The 17,341-nt window shown below is 64.8% G+C and carries 16 protein-coding genes; 5 read left to right on the top strand and 11 right to left on the bottom strand.

Annotation, left to right across the window (positions count from 1 at the left end; all coding sequences use genetic code 11):
• Nucleotides 1-249: 249 nt before the first annotated feature.
• The gene (locus OKQ63_RS16370; RefSeq protein ID WP_264211110.1) at nt 250-708 is read right to left on the bottom strand and encodes an Lrp/AsnC family transcriptional regulator; all 459 of its coding nucleotides are present in this window, start codon (nt 706-708) and stop codon (nt 250-252) included.
• Between the two features lie 137 nt (nt 709-845).
• On the opposite strand from OKQ63_RS16370, the gene ald reads away from it, so the two are divergent.
• The 3 genes from ald to OKQ63_RS16385 all read left to right on the top strand — a co-directional run bounded on the left by ald (nt 846) and on the right by OKQ63_RS16385 (nt 3,480).
• Nucleotides 846-1,964, top strand: a complete 1,119-nt coding sequence (gene ald, locus OKQ63_RS16375) for an alanine dehydrogenase (RefSeq protein ID WP_264211111.1) — start codon at nt 846-848, stop codon at nt 1,962-1,964.
• Nucleotides 1,965-2,164: 200 nt separating this feature from the next.
• Nucleotides 2,165-2,596 carry a large conductance mechanosensitive channel protein MscL gene (mscL, locus tag OKQ63_RS16380; RefSeq protein WP_264211112.1) on the top strand — a complete coding sequence of 144 codons (432 nt, stop codon included), beginning with the start codon at nt 2,165-2,167 and terminating at the stop codon, nt 2,594-2,596.
• A gap of 77 nt (nt 2,597-2,673) precedes the next feature.
• The gene (locus OKQ63_RS16385) at nt 2,674-3,480 is read left to right on the top strand and encodes a mechanosensitive ion channel family protein (protein ID WP_264211113.1); all 807 of its coding nucleotides are present in this window, start codon (nt 2,674-2,676) and stop codon (nt 3,478-3,480) included.
• A 29-nt stretch (nt 3,481-3,509) separates the two neighbouring features.
• On the opposite strand, the gene OKQ63_RS16390 is transcribed toward OKQ63_RS16385, so the two are convergent.
• The 5 genes from OKQ63_RS16390 to OKQ63_RS16410 form a co-directional block, all read right to left on the bottom strand.
• Entirely contained in the window at nt 3,510-4,046 is a 537-nt protein-coding gene (locus OKQ63_RS16390) for a hypothetical protein (protein ID WP_264211114.1), read from the bottom strand.
• A 265-nt stretch (nt 4,047-4,311) separates the two neighbouring features.
• Nucleotides 4,312-4,842, bottom strand: a complete 531-nt coding sequence (locus OKQ63_RS16395; protein ID WP_264211115.1) for a GNAT family N-acetyltransferase — start codon at nt 4,840-4,842, stop codon at nt 4,312-4,314.
• Nucleotides 4,839-5,288: a YtoQ family protein gene (locus tag OKQ63_RS16400; RefSeq protein ID WP_264211116.1), complete on the bottom strand. Its 450-nt coding sequence runs from the start codon at nt 5,286-5,288 to the stop codon at nt 4,839-4,841. Before OKQ63_RS16400 ends, OKQ63_RS16395 begins: the two co-directional genes overlap by 4 nt.
• Nucleotides 5,279-5,941 (bottom strand): phosphoribosyltransferase, encoded by a 663-nt coding sequence (locus OKQ63_RS16405; RefSeq protein WP_264211117.1) that lies wholly within the window; start codon nt 5,939-5,941, stop codon nt 5,279-5,281. The genes OKQ63_RS16400 and OKQ63_RS16405 overlap by 10 nt, the downstream gene beginning before the upstream one ends.
• Before the next feature lie 48 nt (nt 5,942-5,989).
• Entirely contained in the window at nt 5,990-6,625 is a 636-nt protein-coding gene (locus OKQ63_RS16410) for a class I SAM-dependent methyltransferase (RefSeq protein WP_264211118.1), read from the bottom strand.
• A gap of 87 nt (nt 6,626-6,712) precedes the next feature.
• Between OKQ63_RS16410 and OKQ63_RS16415 the strand changes: the two genes are divergently transcribed.
• On the top strand, nt 6,713-7,591 hold the full coding sequence (locus OKQ63_RS16415) for a LysR family transcriptional regulator (RefSeq protein ID WP_264211119.1): 879 nt from the start codon (nt 6,713-6,715) through the stop codon (nt 7,589-7,591).
• A gap of 93 nt (nt 7,592-7,684) precedes the next feature.
• Here OKQ63_RS16415 and pheT read toward each other — a convergent pair whose 3' ends face one another.
• The 5 genes from pheT to OKQ63_RS16440 all read right to left on the bottom strand — a co-directional run bounded on the left by pheT (nt 7,685) and on the right by OKQ63_RS16440 (nt 14,446).
• Nucleotides 7,685-10,081, bottom strand: a complete 2,397-nt coding sequence (gene pheT, locus OKQ63_RS16420) for a phenylalanine--tRNA ligase subunit beta (RefSeq protein WP_264211120.1) — start codon at nt 10,079-10,081, stop codon at nt 7,685-7,687.
• Nucleotides 10,082-10,594: 513 nt separating this feature from the next.
• Nucleotides 10,595-11,653, bottom strand: a complete 1,059-nt coding sequence (locus OKQ63_RS16425; RefSeq protein WP_264211121.1) for an extracellular solute-binding protein — start codon at nt 11,651-11,653, stop codon at nt 10,595-10,597.
• A 20-nt stretch (nt 11,654-11,673) separates the two neighbouring features.
• Nucleotides 11,674-12,774: an ABC transporter ATP-binding protein gene (locus OKQ63_RS16430; RefSeq protein WP_264211122.1), complete on the bottom strand. Its 1,101-nt coding sequence runs from the start codon at nt 12,772-12,774 to the stop codon at nt 11,674-11,676.
• Between the two features lie 14 nt (nt 12,775-12,788).
• Nucleotides 12,789-13,592, bottom strand: a complete 804-nt coding sequence (locus OKQ63_RS16435; protein ID WP_264211123.1) for an ABC transporter permease — start codon at nt 13,590-13,592, stop codon at nt 12,789-12,791.
• Nucleotides 13,589-14,446, bottom strand: coding sequence for an ABC transporter permease (locus OKQ63_RS16440; protein WP_264211124.1), 858 nt, complete (start codon nt 14,444-14,446; stop codon nt 13,589-13,591). The genes OKQ63_RS16435 and OKQ63_RS16440 overlap by 4 nt, the downstream gene beginning before the upstream one ends.
• 468 nt (nt 14,447-14,914) lie before the next feature.
• Here OKQ63_RS16440 and OKQ63_RS16445 point away from each other — a divergent pair, with 468 nt between their 5' ends.
• Entirely contained in the window at nt 14,915-17,335 is a 2,421-nt protein-coding gene (locus tag OKQ63_RS16445) for an FAD-dependent oxidoreductase (protein ID WP_264211125.1), read from the top strand.
• Nucleotides 17,336-17,341: the final 6 nt, after the last annotated feature.

Here is a 17,341-nt window from a genome sequence, read left to right on the forward strand (position 1 = left end):
GGTGGAGCAAATGCCGCCGTTTACCGGCAGCATGTGAATGTTTGATGTCGTTCCGCGCGCGCAGCCCTCGGGGACAGGGCCGTGCACGGCGGCAAACCGGTGCCCGGGCGGGGCATCCCGGCAGGATGCTGACCGCCTGCAGCTGTCTCCAAGGCAACCGGAAATTCCGTCAGGGTTCAAGCGTAAAAGCCGCCGCCGCAAGCGGCCGCCCGCCGCTGCGGGTGCCCGTCCCGGCGCCGGGCACCGGGGTCACACCGGCAGCGCGGTGGTCTTGAACACGGTGCGCAGGGCAAAGCTCGACTGCATCTGCGCCACCCCAGGCAGCCGCGCCAGGTGCTGGCGGTGGATGCGGGCGAAATCCTCGGTGTTCTCCGCCACCACCTTGAGGATATAGTCCGCGGTGCCCGCCATCAGGTGGCATTCCAGCACATCCGGGATCCGCGACACCGCGCGCTCAAAGGCGTCCAGCACCTCATCCGCCTGGGCCTGCAGGGTGATCTCCACGAACACCGTGGTCGGCACGTTCATCTTGCGCGCATCCAGCAGCGCGACATAATCGCGGATATAGCCCTCCGCCTCCAGCCGCTGCACCCGCCGGTGGCAGGCCGAGGCCGACAGGTTCACCTGTTCCGAGAGGTCGGCGTTCGATATACGCCCTTTCTTCTGCAGTACCGAAAGTATGCGACGATCTGTTTCGTCCAGCGCCATTCTTCGTAGATCCTTGCTTGTTTACCCGGTTATAGCCGAAGATTCTCCCGTTGCCATGTTTTTAAACCGCGCAAAAAAGCAGCACATTCCGCGCCATATGCGGCAAAATGTCCGCCATATACGGAGGAGATACTCACATGAAAATCGGTTGCCCCACCGAAATCAAACCGCAGGAATTCCGCGTCGGCATGACCCCGGACGCAGCCCGCGAGGCCGTCAGCCACGGCCATGAGGTCGTCATTCAGCGCGGCGCCGGCATGGGCGCTGGCTTCACCGACGAGGATTACGCCGCCTCCGGCGCGGTGATCCTCGACACCGCCGCGGAAATCTTTGCCACCGCCGACATGATCGTCAAGGTGAAGGAGCCGCAGGCCGGCGAACGCAAGATGCTGCGCGAAGGCCAGCTGCTGTTCACCTATCTGCACCTGGCCCCCGATCCGGCCCAGACCCACGACCTGCTGGAATCCGGCTGCACCGCGATTGCCTATGAAACCGTGACCGACGACCGCGGCGGCCTGCCGCTGCTGGCGCCGATGTCGGAAGTGGCCGGCCGCCTGGCCCCGCAGGTCGGCGCCTACACCTTGCAAAAGGCCAATGGCGGCCGCGGCGTGCTGATGGGCGGCGTGCCCGGCGTGGCCCCGGCCAAGGTCGTGGTGATCGGCGGCGGTGTCGTCGGCACCCACGCTGCCAAGATTGCAGCAGGCATGGGCGCGGATGTCACCATCCTCGACCGCTCGCTGCCCCGCCTGAAATACCTGGACGACGTCTTCGGGCGCGCGTTCAAGAACCAGTATTCCACCGCCGGCGCCACCGCCGAGCTGGTGCGCGAGGCCGACATGGTGATCGGCGCGGTGCTGATCCCCGGTGCCGCAGCGCCCAAGCTGATCTCGCGCGCGCAGCTGAGCGAAATGAAGCCCGGCGCGGTGCTGGTGGACGTTGCCATCGACCAGGGCGGCTGCTTTGAGACCTCCAAGGCGACCACCCATGCCGACCCGATCTATGAGGTCGACGGCATCATGCACTACTGCGTGGCCAACATGCCGGGCGCGGTCGCCCGCACCTCGACCCAGGCCCTGGGCAATGCCACCCTGCCCTTCATGCTGAACCTGGCCAACAAGGGCTGGCGCCAGGCCTGCGAGGACGACCCGCACCTGCTGAACGGCCTGAACGTGCACGCCGGCCAGCTGACCTACTACGCGGTCGGCGAGGCCCTCGGCATCGACGTGCTGTCGCCGAAACTGGCACTGAAACAGTAAAGCCGCAGGAATTCCTGCCGCAGGCAGCAGCCCCGCCCGGGCTGCTGCCTTTTTGCATCTGACGGCAGCGAAACTGGCTCTGCTGCGGATTTTATCCCCTGCCCCGGACATTCCGGCAGCATTATTCCCGCATAAAGCGCGGCGCGCCGCACCCGGCCCGCCGCGGCACTGAAACCTTCGGGACGGGAGAGGGAACGGACATGCTGAACGAATTCAAAGCCTTCATCGCCAGGGGCAACGTGATGGACATGGCGGTGGGGATCATCATCGGCGCCGCCTTCACGGCAATCGTGAAATCCATGGTCGATGACCTGATCAACCCGGTCATCGGCCTGTTCACCGGCGGCGTGGACTTCACCAACAACTATGCGGTCCTGGGCGGCGATGGCACCGCCTACAGCTCGCTGGAAGCGGCGCGCGAGGCCGGTGCCTCCGTGTTTGCCTACGGGTCATTCCTGATGGCCGTGATCAATTTTCTGATCATTGCCTGGGTGGTCTTTCTGCTGGTGAAATCCGTCAACCGCGCCCGCGATGCGATGGAGCGCAAAAAGGACACTCCGGCGGAACAGGCGCCCGCCGGGCCGACAGAGCTTGACGTGCTTCTGGAAATCCGCGACTCGCTGAAGAAATAACACCGCGGCCGCGGCAATGAAGAAGTGCAAAGGGGCGGGCTGCCGCTCCTTTTGCGCGTTTGAAAGGGACGATTTTCATGGAACAGCTCATTGAACAGGCGGGCGTCTACTGGCCGTTGATGGTCAGCGGCGCCAAGGCGCTGGTGGTGCTGATCCTCGGCTGGATCGCCACCGGCTGGATCAGCAGCGTGGTGCGCAACCGCATCAACCGGACCCCGCGGATCGATCCGACACTGGGCAATTTCGCCGCCAGCGTGGTCCGCTGGGCGCTGCTGGCGGTGGTGCTGGTGGCGGTTCTCAACATCTTCGGGATCGAAGCCACCAGCCTGGTGGCCATGCTGGGGGCTGCCACCCTGGCAATCGGCCTGGCGCTGCAGGGCACGCTCAGCGATCTGGCCGCGGGGTTCATGCTGATCCTGTTCCGCCCCTACCGGATCGGTCAGTATGTCGACATCGGCGGCACCGCCGGCACGGTGAAGGACCTGAACCTGTTCGTGACCGAACTGGCCACCCCCGACAACGTCCAGATCATCGTGCCCAACGGCAAGGCCTGGGGCTCGATCATCACCAATTTCTCACATCACGGCACCCGCCGGGTCGATATGATGTTCGGTATCGACTACGGCGACAATGCCGAGACGGCCAAGGCAATCATCTTGGAGCAGGCCAAGGGGGACGAGCGGGTGCTGCAGGATCCGGCGCCCTGGGTCCGGGTCACCAACCTGGGCGACAGTTCGGTGGATCTGACGGCGCGGGTGTGGTGCAAGGCCGAGGACTACTGGGAACTGAAATTCGCTCTGACCCAGAGTGTGAAAGAGGCCTTTGACGCCAGAGGCATCTCTATTCCCTATCCGCATTCGGTGGAGATCAAGAAAGACGGCTGAGGCGTCCCGGCTGTGCGGAAAGCTGGTGTTCAGCGTGCCTTTGCTGACTGTCTGGCCCGCGCCGCCGCTTGCCGGGCCCGGGCTGCCCGGGCACGATCCTGCACTCTGTTTTCCGGCGCGGCCGGCGGCCAGCCGCACAGCACGGTGACCCCATCCTCATCGTGGAACGCCCACTGTGCGGCAATCAGCTGGTAGCTCTTGATCTCCCAGCCGGAGGCATCGGGCCGAAAGCTGAACCGCCAGGTGCCGCGCACCTGCACGGGCAGCCGCAGCTGGCGGATCTGGGTCATCGCATCATGACCGTTCATCGCCGCACGCACTCCCTGCGCCCGCAGTTTCTTCATCCGGGCGACCAGCCCCGCTGCCTCCCGGGTGCGGCGCCCGGCGAACAGCACCTCGATCTCCGCCTCCGGCCTGACGATGCCCTTCACCACCAGGTCGCCGCGGCTGTTGCGGCTGAACACCGGCACCAGCTCCACCGGCACATCCCGCACTTCGCGCTTAAAAAGCCCTGCGTCCTCGATCAGCGGTGTGGTTTGCACAGCGGGTCTGCGGCGGTTGTTCATGAGGCTTTCCAGACACTGCCGCCCCAGGGACCGCAGGTCTTTGTTCATAGTGTCGTGCGTCTCAATCCTTGTTAGTCCGGATGCGGTTAATGGAAGGTTTACCGAGGCCGCAAACAGTAAAATCCTCGCAAAATGGTCAGACCGGGGCAAACAACGGTTCCGGCAGGGACTTCCGGCCGCAGCCTTCCACGCACCGCGCCGCCCCCGCCCAACGCGGCATGGCGCGTCCCGCGGAAGCGGCTTCAGGGGGCAGGAGCCCCCCGGATCAGCTCCGGGGAACGGGCCGTTTCATGACCAGAACCGGGGTCCCATTGTTCAAAGCCTCGCCCGCCGGCACATAGCCCAGCTTGCGTGCCACTTTCTGCGACACCGCATGGGACGGGTCGAAAATGCAGGCGGTTTCCGTCCACTGCGTCGCCTCTTCCGCCCATTGATGGATCCGGCGCACCGCCTCGGTGGCAATGCCCTGGCCATGCACCTCCGTTGCCAGCACCCAGCCCGCTTCGGGCACGCCGGCCAGCGGCGGCTGCATGGCACGCTGAAAGTCGGCAAAGCCCGTTTCGCCGATGAACCGGCCGCTGCCGCGCAGGGTCACCGCCCAATAGCCGTAGCCCAGCGCCTGCCAGTGGCCGATGTAGCGCAGCAGCCTCGCCCAGCTTTCCTCTGCCGTGGCTGGGGTGCCGGAAATGTAGCGCACCACCTCCGGATCCGCCCAAAGTGCTGCCACCGCGTCAAAATCCTGTGACTGATGCGGGCGCAGGATCAACCGGTCCGTTTCCAAAACCGGTGGCGTCATGCAGGCAGCTTGCCGGTCAGAACATAGGTCAGGATTTCCACCACCTGGCGCGGCTCCTCTGCCACCGCCAGCGCCGCCGCATGCACTTCCTTCAGTGCATGCTGGTGCTCCGGCGGGCTGAGCACGATGACCGATTTGCCAAGTGCGGCCGCATAGCCTGCGTCAAAGGCCGCGTTCCACTGCTTGTATTTGTCGCCGAAGCGCACGACGACGACATCCGCGTCCGAGATCCCCTTGCGGGTGCGGATCGCATTGACCATCGCGCCCTTGTGGTCGTGCCAGTACTTGTTGTCTTCAGCCCCGAGAATGGCCACGCCGCAATCGTCGCTGGCGCCGTGGTCGGTCACCGGCGCGCTGAAGCTGACTTCCAATCCCTTTGCGCCTTCGATGATCTGCTCCCGCCAATCGGTGTGAATTTCGCCCGAGAGGTAAACCTTCAATGCCACGTTCTGTCCTTTCCTGCGCCAGCTTCAGGGGCCGCGGCCAAGGCGGCCATGACCTCGTCATCGCTGGTTTGCGTAAAATCCCTGTAGTGCGCGCCGACCGCCCAGAATTCCCTGGGGCTCAGCAGGCAGACCAGAGTATCTACCAAGGGGCGCAATTCGTCCACCGCTTCCGGCGGCGCCACCGGCACCGCCAGGATCACCTGCGCAGGCTTGCGTTCCCTGAGCCAGAAATGCGCTGCCATGAAGGTGGCCCCGGTGGCGATCCCGTCATCCACAACAATCGCCGTGCGCCCCGCCATTTCCAGCGGCGGGTGCCCGTGCAGATAGCGGGTGCGGCGGGCGGCGTTCTCCTCCCGCGCCTGGGCGACCTGGGGGGCAAAGTCCTCCGGCGTCATGCCTGTGGCCTGCAGCAGCGCGCCATTGAAAATGGGATTGCTGCCCTCGGCCAGCGCGCCTGCGGCCAGCTCCGGGTTGGCGGGCATGCCGATCTTGCGCACCAGGAGCAGATCCATCGGCGCCTGCAGGGCCTGCGCAATGGGCAGCGCCACAGGCGCACCGCCCCGCGGCAGCGCCAGCACCACAGGGTCTGTCATCGGCAGTTCAGCCAGTTGCCCGGCCAGCTGAAGCCCGGCAGCGGTCCGGTCCTCGAACATTATGGCCTCCACCCCGTTACCTAGCGCGGACGGAGCAAAGGCAATGAATCAGAGCCGCCGCGCCACCAGATAACGGCCGGGCGTATCCGCCGGGTAGTTGCCGGTCTCGATGATTTCGAATCCTGCCCGCTGCACCGCCGCCTCGAGGCTGCGGATCTCCATGAGATCCACATGGCCGGGCGCGTGGCCCGCAAGCCGCATCAGCGGAATCGCCACCTGAAACATCCGGTACTTCCAGCTGCCCCGCGCCTCGCCCAGGCACGGCGTCTTGGAGATGAACAGCCCGCCGGGACGCAGCCGCGCAGCCACCCCTTCCAGCACATCCTCCAGATCCGGCAGCAAGTGCAGAAGGTTATGCGCCAGCACCGCGTCAAACGGGCCGTCCGGAGCATGCCCGGCGCTGCTGCATTGGAAGTCCACATTGCTGACGCCCGCGTTCCATGCCCGCTCCCGGCCTACTTCCAGCATCATCTCCGACAGATCGGTTGCAACTATCCTGGACACGCTGCTTGCCAGCTCGATCGCGGTGGAGCCGGTGCCGCAGCCCAGTTCCAGCACGGTATCATCCGCCTGCAGATAAGACCGTGTCCGCTCCAGCGCGCAGCGGTAGGCGTCTTCGTCGCGGATCGGCGATTTGGCATACTTCGGGGCGGCCTTGTTCCAAAAGCGGGCGTCGGCTGTCATGGCGGATCTCCTTGGGTGCCCGAACCCTATCCATGCAAGAACCGCAGATAAATTGCTGAAATCCGCAGGGGTGCTATACACATTTGCATGAACAACCCCGATTGGAACCACATACGCGCCTTCCTCGCCACCGCTGAAGCCGGCTCGCTTTCGGCGGCAGCGCGGCGGCTCGGCCTGACCCAGCCCACCTTGTCGCGCCAGGTCGCAGCACTGGAGGGCGAGCTGGGCGTGCTGCTGTTCGAACGCCTTGGCCGCTCCCTGGCTCTTACCGAGGCCGGGCAGGAGCTGCTCCACCACAGCCGCAGAATGGGAGAGGCCGCCGATGGGCTCAGCCTCGCGGCCACCGGCCAGGCGCAGTCGATCGATGGCACCGTGCGGATCACCGCCTCGGATGTGATGTCCGCCCATGTGCTGCCGCCGCTGCTGCAGCGGCTGCGCCAGCGCGCGCCCGGCCTCACCATCGGCGTGGTGGCAGCCAATGACATCCGCGACCTGATGCGGCGCGAGGCGGATATCGCCATCCGCCACGTCCGCCCCGAGCAGCCGGAGCTGATCGCCCGGCTGGTGCAGGAGGCCTCCGGGCATTTCTATGCTGCCAAAACCTATCTGAACCGGCGCGGCCGCCCGGCTTCATACGCTGAACTGGCGGCCCATGATTTCGTCAGCTTTGGCGACACGGACCGGATGATCGGCTTTCTGGGCCCGATGGGAATTCCCGTGACGGCAGATAACTTCCGCATCGGCTCCAACAGCGGCCTGGTCGCCTGGGAACTGGTCCGGCAGGGATTTGGCATTACCCCGATGTCAGACGAGGTTGCTGCAGCCGCGCCGGAGGTGGAGTGCCTGCTGCCCGAAAGCGGCGCAATAACCTTTCCGGTCTGGCTCACCACTCACCGCGAAGTGCACACCAGCCGCCGCATCCGGCTGGTGTTCGACCTGCTGGCGGAATTCTTCTCCGGGAGATGACAGAATGAACAAGGCAGCGCCCCCAACGGGTGCGCTGCCCAAAAGTTTTCAGAAAACTTTTGCCAAGACTTTTCAAAAAGTCTTGGTCCCGCTTTATCCGCGCAGAGTGCCGCCGGTGGCTTTGGCCACCTTGGCGATGATCTTTTCGCTCACCGCTTCGATGTCCTTTTCTTTCAGCGTCCTGTCCGTCGGCAACAGCCGCACGGTGATCGCCAGCGACTTCTTGCCCGCGCCCAGTGAGCCACCGATGAACTCGTCAAAGACGCGCACATCTTCGATCAGCGCCTTGTCGGCGCCAGCAGCGGCATTGACCAGCGCCAGCGCCTCGACATCCGCGTCGACCACAAAGGCAAAGTCCCGCTCCACCGCCTGCAGATCGCTGATCGCCAGCGCCGGGCGGGTGGCGCCGGATCTGCGCGGCAGCGGAATCTCATCCGGCCAGATGGTAAAGGCGACGGCGGCGCCCTTGATCCCTATCTCTTTCAGCACCCTGGGGTGCAGTTCTCCGAACACGCCGAGAGTCTTTTTCGGCCCCAGGCAGATCCGGCCATGACGGCCCGGATGCCACCAGGCATCACCTTCGCGCAGGATCTGCACCTTGGCAGGCGCGCCGATGGCCGCCAGCACCGCCTCGGCGTCTGCTTTAGCATCATAGAGATCCACCGCGCGCGAGGCACCATGCACGTCCTTGGGTCCGGTGCGGCCGACCAGCAGGCCCGAGATCTGATTGACCTGCTCGCCGGGCTCGCCGCCGGTGAAGGCAGGGCCGGCCTCGAACAGCGCCAGATCCATATAGCCGCGCGCCTGGTTGCGGGCCGCAGCCTGCAGCAGGCCCGGCAGCAGATCCGGCCGCATGTGCGACATCTCCGACGAGATCGGGTTGGCCAGCATGGTGGCGTCATCGCCGCCGCCGAACAGCGCCGCCGAGGCCTTGTCGATGAAGCTGTAGCTGACGATCTCATTGTAGCCGAGGCCGGCGCAGGTGCGGCGCGCCATCTGCTCACGGCGCTGCTGCGGCGTCATCACCGGCTTCGGGATCCCGTCGGCCAGGCGCGGCAGCGGCTTGCCCTGCAGCTTGGTCAGCGAGGCAATCCGCGCCACTTCCTCGACCAGGTCAGCCTCCCCCTGCACATCAGGGCGCCAGCTGGGAACGTGTGCCAAGTTGCCCTCCAGCCGGAAGCCGAGCCGGGTCAGGGTCTGGCGCTGATCGCTTTCATGGATTTCCATGCCCACCAGCGACTGCACCCGGCCGGCGTCCAGCTTGTAGGCGCGCGAGTGGTCCGGCACATCGCCTGCGATCACGACCCCCGACGGCTCGCCTCCGCACAGGTCCAGGATCATCTGGGTCGCCTTGTGCAGGCCTTCGATGGTGTATTCCGGGTCCACTCCGCGCTCGAAGCGGTAGCGCGCATCCGAATTGATCTTCAGCGCCCGGCCCGCCATGGCGATCTGCACGTGGTCCCAGAACGCGCTTTCCAGGAACACGTCCACGGTCTCTTCGGTGCAGCCGGTTGCCTCGCCGCCCATGATGCCCGCGATGCTCTCCGGGCCGTTCTCGTCCGAGATCACCATCTGGCCCGCCTGCAGGGTATACTCCTTCTCGTCCAGCGCCTTCAGGGTTTCGCCGCCTGCGGCGCGGTGCACCCGCAGGTCGCCCTGCACCTTGGCCGCGTCGAACACATGCAGCGGGCGGTTCTGGTCGAAAGTGAAGAAGTTGGTGATATCCACCAGCGCCGAAATGGGCCTGAGACCAATCGCCTTCAGCCGGTCCTGCAGCCACTGCGGGCTGGGGCCATTCTTCACACCCTTGATCAGCCGGCCGGCAAACAGCGGGCAGCCGTCCCGCGTGTCCGCGTCGATCGAGACCTTGACCGGGCTGTCGAAATCGCCCGGAATCGCCTCAAACGCGCGGGTCTTCAGGGTGCCCAGACCCCGCGCCGCCAGATCGCGGGCGATGCCGTAAACCCCCAGCGCGTCGGGGCGGTTCGGGGTGATGGCAATCTCGATCACCGGGTCGACCTTGGCCGGGTCGTTCTCCGTCAGCCAGTCGATGAACCGGTCGCCGACCGCGCCCGAAGGCAGCTCGATGATCCCGTCATGCTCCTCCGACAGCTCCAGCTCGCGTTCCGAGGCCATCATGCCGAAGCTTTCGATGCCGCGGATCTTGCCGACGCTGATGGTGATGTCGAGGCCGGGGATATACATGCCCGGCTTGCAGACCACCACGGTGATGCCCTCGCGCGCGTTGGGGGCACCGCAGATGATCTGCAGCTCGCCCTCATCCGTGTTCACCTTGCAGACCCGCAGCTTGTCGGCGTCGGGGTGCTTTTCGGCATGGGTCACATAGCCGAGGGTAAAGTCCTTGAGCTTGTCGGCCGGGTTGATGACCTCCTCCACCTCAAGGCCCAGATCAGTCAGGGCATCGGTGATCTCCTCGACCGAAGCATCGGTGTCGAGGTGGTCTTTCAGCCAGGAAAGCGTGAATTTCATCGGTCGGGGACCCCTTGGCAGACATGCGTGATTGCCACAGGCAATGGCAAAGAATGGCGCAAGGTTCAAGGGTCCGGACGCCCTGCCCCCGAGGATAGCCGGCAGTTTGGCTGAAAAGCCCGGATCAAGCTGACCTGCTTCCAGGAAGCCAGGCCGCCGGAGATAAGCAGTTTCCGGCAATATGCCAGGCCGGCAACGCAGGACGGGCCGAAATGGCGCTTGCTGCAGGGATTGAGGATTTTTCCCCCGATGGCCCTGGGCATCCGAAGCCCGGGCTTCTGCGGGCAAGGCCAGGAGCTCAACAGCGCTGCGCCGCCCTTGGCGGCGCAGCGCTTCTGCCAGTCATGAAACGTTTCCCGGCTGATGCCGAAGCATCTGCACGCCTTGGCCATGTTGCCGAGAGCTTTCCCGCCCGCCGGGTCCCTCCTTGGCTGCCAGGCGGTGCAAACCCGTCAGCCAAGGAGGGAATTTCATATATTTAGCGGCGGGCCCCGGGGCGTATCGCGGGGCGGATCAGAAGCCGGCCTTGATGCGTTCGAACTCCTTGAGCATCCGGCCCTCGAGCTCCGGGGTCACCGCGTCGAAGAACAGGCTGTCCTCGAAGAAGCTGTTCACATCGCCAAAGCCGTAGGTCTGGATCAGCTCGGGGTCGGCAGAGGCGAAGGCGTCGGCATTGGCGTGGGCATAGCCCCAGTTCTCGATGATGTATTTGCCGCTTCCTTCCGCGCTCAGCGCGTTCAGCATGTCATAGACCTGCTCGTCGCTCCGGGTCGAGGACTGCAGATGCACATAGCCGCAGACCCAGGTGGCGATGCCCTTGCCGACGTCGCGCATCATCCGGGCCGGGGTTTCGTTCCAGATCAGGTTCAGCTCCGACTGGTTCCAGCCCCAGCCCATGGTGACCTCGCCCGAGGCCAGCGCCTGGTCCAGCTGGCCCGCATCGGACCAGTAGAAGCGCACGTTGGGGTGGATCTGGCGCAGGAAATCGGACGCCTTCTGGAATTCCGCGTCCGACATGTCCGTATAGCTGGAGGCGCCGGTGGCCAAAGCCGCCATCGCATAGGCCGAAGACGCGGCATCCGGAATGGCGATCTTGCCCTGATGGGCGGGATCCGCCAGCAATTGCAGCGAGACGTCACCCTCGGCGATCTGGTCGGTGCGGTAGATCAGCCCGGTGTTGCCCCATTCAAACGGCACCATGTAGGTCTGGCCATCGATGGTGACGCCGTCGACCTCCTTGATCTGCGGCAAGAGCTTGTCCCAGTTGGCGATCTTCGAGGTGTCGATCGGCTTGATCAGATCCGCGGCCACCCATTTGCGCAGCGCATCGGTGCAGGGGTGGGCCAGATCGGCGGCAAAGCCCGATTGCAGCTTGGTGAAGGCCTCCTCGACGCTGCCGAAGTAGGTGTAGCTGGGGGCGCCGCCGTATTTTGCGACGTAATCGCCGTAGAACCCCTGGTCCTCGTAGCCGGACCAGTCAAAGACCGACAGGCTGGCCGCATCGGCGGCGGCGAGGCCTGCCGAGGCGGCCAGGGCTGCGGCAGCCGCCAGTGCCGTGTTGAAATGCGTCATGTGATTTCCTCCCTTTATTCTCATGTCTCGCGGGCGCCGAGGTCGATGACGGAGGCGTTCTGCACCCCGAGCCAGACCGGATCGCCCTGCTTGTGATCAACCGTGTGGAAGTAGTTCGGCACCGACACCGCGATGGGCTGCTGCAGCCCCTCGGCAGTGACGTGGTAGTGCACGTTCTCGCCGTAGAAGGCGGCGTTGGCGACGGTGCCCTGCAGGTAGCCGTCATAGCCGTCGGGCTTTTGCGCCGAGATCTCCAGCTGCTCGGGACGGATGCCCGCCAGCAGCTGCGGCCCGCGCCGCGCCACATTGGGGTTCACGTCGATGGCGAGCGGGCCGAACCCCTGCACCTCGGCCTGCAGCTTGCCGTTCACCTCGCCGGTCACGGCGGCGTCGAGGAAGTTCATGCCGCCGATGAAGGCGGCCACCTCCCGGCTGCAGGGGCGGGCATAGAGCACCTCGGGCTTGTCGACCTGCTTGAGCCGGCCCTGGAACATCACGCCGATGCGGTCGGACATGGTCATCGCCTCGTACTGGTCGTGGGTGACCATCACGAAGGTGATCCCGAGCTTCTGCTGCAGGCGGCGCATCTCGAACTGCATCGCCTCGCGCAGGTTCTTGTCGAGCGCCGACAGGGGCTCATCCAGCAGCAGCACCTTGGGCCGCATCACCAGGGCGCGGGCCAGCGCCACCCGCTGGCGCTGGCCGCCCGACAGCTCATCCGCCTTGCGCGCCTGCAGCCCGCCCAGCTCGACCATCTCCAGCGCTTCGGCGACGCGGTCCCTCACCTCCGCCTTGCCAAGGTTCAGCTTGCGCAGGCCGAAGGCCACGTTGTCGCCGACGTTCAGATGCGGAAAGATCGCATAGGACTGGAACACCATGTTGGTGGGGCGCTTGTTGGCCGGGATATGCGCCATCTCCTGGCCCGCGATGCGGATGGTGCCGGCATCATGGTCCTGGAACCCCGCAATCATCCTGAGCGCGGTGGTCTTGCCGCAGCCCGAAGGCCCGAGCAGCGAGAAGAACTCGCCCTCCTTCAGCGCCAGGTTCAGGTCCTTGACCGCGGTGAAGGTGCCAAAGCGCTTTTCCACCCCGGAGATTTCGATGATGTTCTGGCTGGTCATCTGGGTATCCTTCATCAGGCGGATGTGGCGGCGGATTTGGTGGAGCGGCGGCGGAAGTATTCGGCCGTCAGCAGCAAGAGCACCGAGGCCAGCAGCAGCAAGGAGCCAAGCGCCAGCGTGTTCGGCAGCTTCGCCGGGAAGCGGATCTGGCTCCAGATATAGACCGGCAGGGTGGGCTGGTTGCCGGACAGGAAGAAGGCCAGCACGAACTCGTCGAACGACACGGTGAAGGTGACCAGCAGGCTGGCGACGATCCCCGGCGCCACGATCGGCAGGGTCACCCGGCGGAAGGTGCCGATGACGCTCTCGCCCAGGTCGAAGGCGGCTTCCTCCAGCGACTGGTCGAAGTCGTCGAAGGCCGATTTCATGATCGAGACCGCAAACGGCAGCGCCACGAACACATGGCCCAGGATCACCGTGGTCAGCGACGGCTTCAGCCCCAGCGAGATGAACAGCACCAGCATCGACGACGCCACGATGATGCCGGGGATGACCAAGGGCAGCATCACCAGCCCCTCCGACAGCTCGCGCCCCTTGAAGCGGTAGCGCACATAGGCGCGGGCCGCGAACAGCCCCAGCGACGTGGCCACCAGCGCGGTCACCGCGCCGACGATCAGCGAGTTCGCCATCGCCTGCAAAAGCGTGTCCTGCGCGCCCAGCTGGGCGTACCATTTCAGGGTGAAGCCCTTCATCGGGAAGGCGACGATGGTGCCGTCGTTGAAGGAGAACAGCGGCAGCAGCAGCACCGGCAGGTAGAGGAAGGCCAGATAGGCCACCGCATAGGCCAGCAGCCAGGGGAAACGGACGGGTTTGCTCAACGGATCCTCCTCCCCAGGGCGGTGGCCAGGATGACGAACAGGAGGGCGACACAGCCGACCGCGGCCATCGCCGCCAGCGACAGTGTTGCGCCCAGCGGCCAGTTGTTGGCGGGGCCGAACTGCACCTGGATGAGGTTCGCCACCATCTTGCCCTGCGAGCCGCCGACCAGCGACGGCGTCACGTAGTCGCCGACGGTCGGAATGAAGATGATCAGGCTGCCCGCGATGATGCCGGGCACCGACAGCGGCAGGGTGACCCGGCAGAAACGTTCGAGTTTCGAGCAGCCCAGATCGGTGGCCGCCTCCAGAAGCGCGCGGTCGATCTTCTGCAGCGACACATAGATCGGCAGGATCGCAAACGGCGCCCAGGCATGCGCCAGGGTCAGCACCACCGCGAATTCATTGTACAGCAGGAAGGTCAGCGGCTCGTCGATCAGCCCCAGCGAGAGCAGCGCCGAGTTCATCACCCCGTTGAAGCCCAGGATCAGTTTCCAGCTGAACACCCGCAACAGGTAGCTCGACCAGAACGGGATGGTGATCAGCAAGAGCCACAGGGTTTTCTTCCGGGTGCGGAAGGCGATGAAATAGGCAATCGGGTAGGCCAGCGCCACGGTGGCGGCGGTCACCGCGCCGGCAATGGCGATCGAGCGCAGCATCAGGTGGCGCACCAGCGGATCGGTGGCGGCCTCCAGGTAATTCGCCCAGGTCAGCGTCCTGTCCACCTCGACATAGGTCTGGGTCCAGAAGCTGTAGGCCACCAGGATGCCCAGCGGCGCCGCCACCAGCAGCCCCACATAAAGCGACGCCGGGGCGCTCAGCGCCAGGCCCTTGCCTGCTTCGGTTCGTAAGTGCAACCGTCGCTCCTCTCTGGCATCAATGCCAATTCCGGTTCGGGGCGTTTACCCAAGTAGTTTCATACGCTCGCTGCCCTGAATATTCTTCGAGCACCGCCGAATGGCTAATGCTTTCGGGAATTGGCACCAACCAGTACCTGCCCACCGAAAGAAAACCATTCCTTCTCTTGCAATCGGATTGCTTTCGATTAACGATCCGGCAGCATTGGATTAATCTCAAACAAAAAAAATTTGATCGTCACCAAGAAAATTATTCGCGGGTGTCCAGCTGCCGTTTTCCAGCTTCCCTGACAGCATTGGCGCCGCCGGGACGCTGTCGATCCGGATTGCTTTCCATCCCGCTTGGCAGGCTTCGCAGCGGTGCGGCGGAAACAAATTTGGGGACCGCGCAATTTTATTCGTTTGAGTTCAGAAGTGCCCTGCTCGACAGTTTTCCATTGAAACCTCAACGGCAGCAGGGCGAGCGCGATGGAAACAACAGCAAAAGTGGTCATTATCGGCGGCGGGGTCGTCGGCTGCAGCATTCTTTATCACCTGGCCAAACGGGGATGGAAGGATGTGGTGCTGCTGGAGCGGCAGGAGCTGACCGCGGGTTCCTCCTGGCATGCGGCCGGCAACCTGTTCACCCTGACCGCGCCGGGCAACGCCGCGGTGCTGCAGAAATACACCATCGACCTCTATCCCGAGCTGGAACGCGAAAGCGGGCAGGACTGCGGGCTGCACTACAATGGCGAACTGCTGGTCGCCAAGGACGCCGAAGAGATCAAGACACTGGCCATCGCCCATGCCTTCGGCAAGCGCTACGGCATCGAATCCGAATTCATTTCCCCGGACCGCGCCAAGGAGCTGGCGCCCACCCTCAACACCGAGGATCTGACCGCAATCCTGCACGAAAAAACCGCAGGCTATTGCGATCCGGCCAGCGTCACCCATGCCTTTGCCAAGGCCGCGCGCAACTACGGCGCCTCGATCTACCGCCACACCCCGGTGCTGGAAACCAACCAGCGCCACGACGGCAAATGGGACGTGGTGACGGAAACCGGCACCATCACTGCCGACTATGTGGTCAACGCCGCCGGTCTCTGGGGCCGTGAAGTGGCGGCGCTGGCGGGCATCACACTGCCGCTGATGCCGGTGGAGCACCACTATCTGGTCACCGAGGAAATCCCCGGCATGGCGGAAATGGAGCACGGCCACGCGCTCTTGTCCTATGCCGATGCCAACCTCTACATGCGCCCCGAGGGCAACGGCCTGCTGATCGGCGCCTATGAGAGCAAATGCATCCACTGGGCCGAAAACGGTACCCCGCTGGACTTCGGCCACGAACTGCTGCCCGACGATCTGAGCCGCATGGAGGAGGAATTCCTGCAGGCGGTCGAGCTGATCCCCAGCCTGGCCGATGCCGGCATCAAAAGCGTGATCAACGGCCCGATGATCTTCTCCCCCGACCTTGGCCCGCTGATCGGCCCCTACCCCGGAAAACCCGGCTACTTCTGCGCCAACGGCGTGATGACCGGCTTCAACCAGGGCGGCGGCATCGGCAAGGTGCTGGCGGAATGGATCATCGACGGCGAGCCCTCGCTGGACGTCAGCTTCTGGGACGTGGCCCGCTACGGCGATTATGCCGGCAGCCGCTATGCCAAGGAGATGACCAAATACTGGTACGAAAACCGCTCTAGCCGGATCTACCCCTACCAGACCTTCCCGGCGGCCCGTCCGATGAAGACCTCGCTGATCTACGACCGGCTGAAAGACGCAGGCGCGGTGTTCGGCGAGACCTGCGGCTGGGAAGATGCCTACTGGTATGCAACCAACGAGGCCGAGCGGCAGGAGAGCTATTCCTACGAGCGCCCCGCCTGGTTCGCCGCCGTCGCCCGCGAATCCCGCGCGGTGCGCGAGACCGCCGGCCTGTTCGAGCTGACGAGCTACGGCAAGTACCGCTTCAGCGGCGCCGGCGCTGTGGCCTATCTGGACCGCATCATGGCCAACAGCATCCCCGCCCCGGGCAAGACCGCGCTCTGCCCGATGCTGAGCCATCAGGGCAAGGTGATTGGCGATTTCACCGTCACCCGCCTGAGCGAGGACAGCTGCCTGGTGCTAGGGTCCGGTTCGATGGAAAAGATTCACGAGCGCTGGTTCCTGGACACAATGCCCGAAACCGGCGTGACGTATGAAAACCTAACCAACCGCTATGCAGGGCTGCATGTGGCCGGCCCCAACGCCAAGGCGATCATGGCAGCTGTGGCCCCCGGCATCAGCTTCGACAGCGCGGACTTCCCATTCCTGTCGGGCCGCGAGATGGAGCTGGGCCCCTGCCCCGGTGCCTTTGTGGTCCGGGTCTCCTACACCGGCGAATGCGGGTTTGAGATCTACATGCCGATGGAATACCAGCGCACGCTGTTCGAGGAGATCATGGCGGCGGGCGAGCCGCATGGCCTGACGCTGGCTGGCGGCCACGCGCTGATGGCGCTGCGGCTGGAAAAGGGCTTTGCCGGCTGGAACATGGAGCTCACCTCGGACTACTACCCCCATGAAACCGCGCTGGCGCGCTTTGTGCGCTACGGCAAGGGGGACTTCATCGGCCGCGAGGCCGCCTTGGCCGCCAGGGAAGCCGGGCCGCGGGAGTGCTTCGTGCAATTCGCCGTCGACGCGGATGAGGCCGACGCCTTTGGCGGCGAGCCAGTGTTCCTCAATGGCAAGCTGGCGGGCTACACAAGCTCCGGCGGCTACGGCTACTGCGCGGATACCAGCCTGGCGCTGGGGTATCTCTATCCGGATGCCATCGACGCAAACGCCGAATACGAGATCGACATCGTGGGCAAGCGCTGCAAGGCGCGGCTGCTGACCGCCCCGCCGGTCGATCCCGACGGCCTGCGCATGCGCGGCTGACACTCC

The sequence above is a fragment of the Leisingera thetidis genome (assembly GCF_025857195.1).
Classification (GTDB): domain Bacteria; phylum Pseudomonadota; class Alphaproteobacteria; order Rhodobacterales; family Rhodobacteraceae; genus Leisingera; species Leisingera thetidis.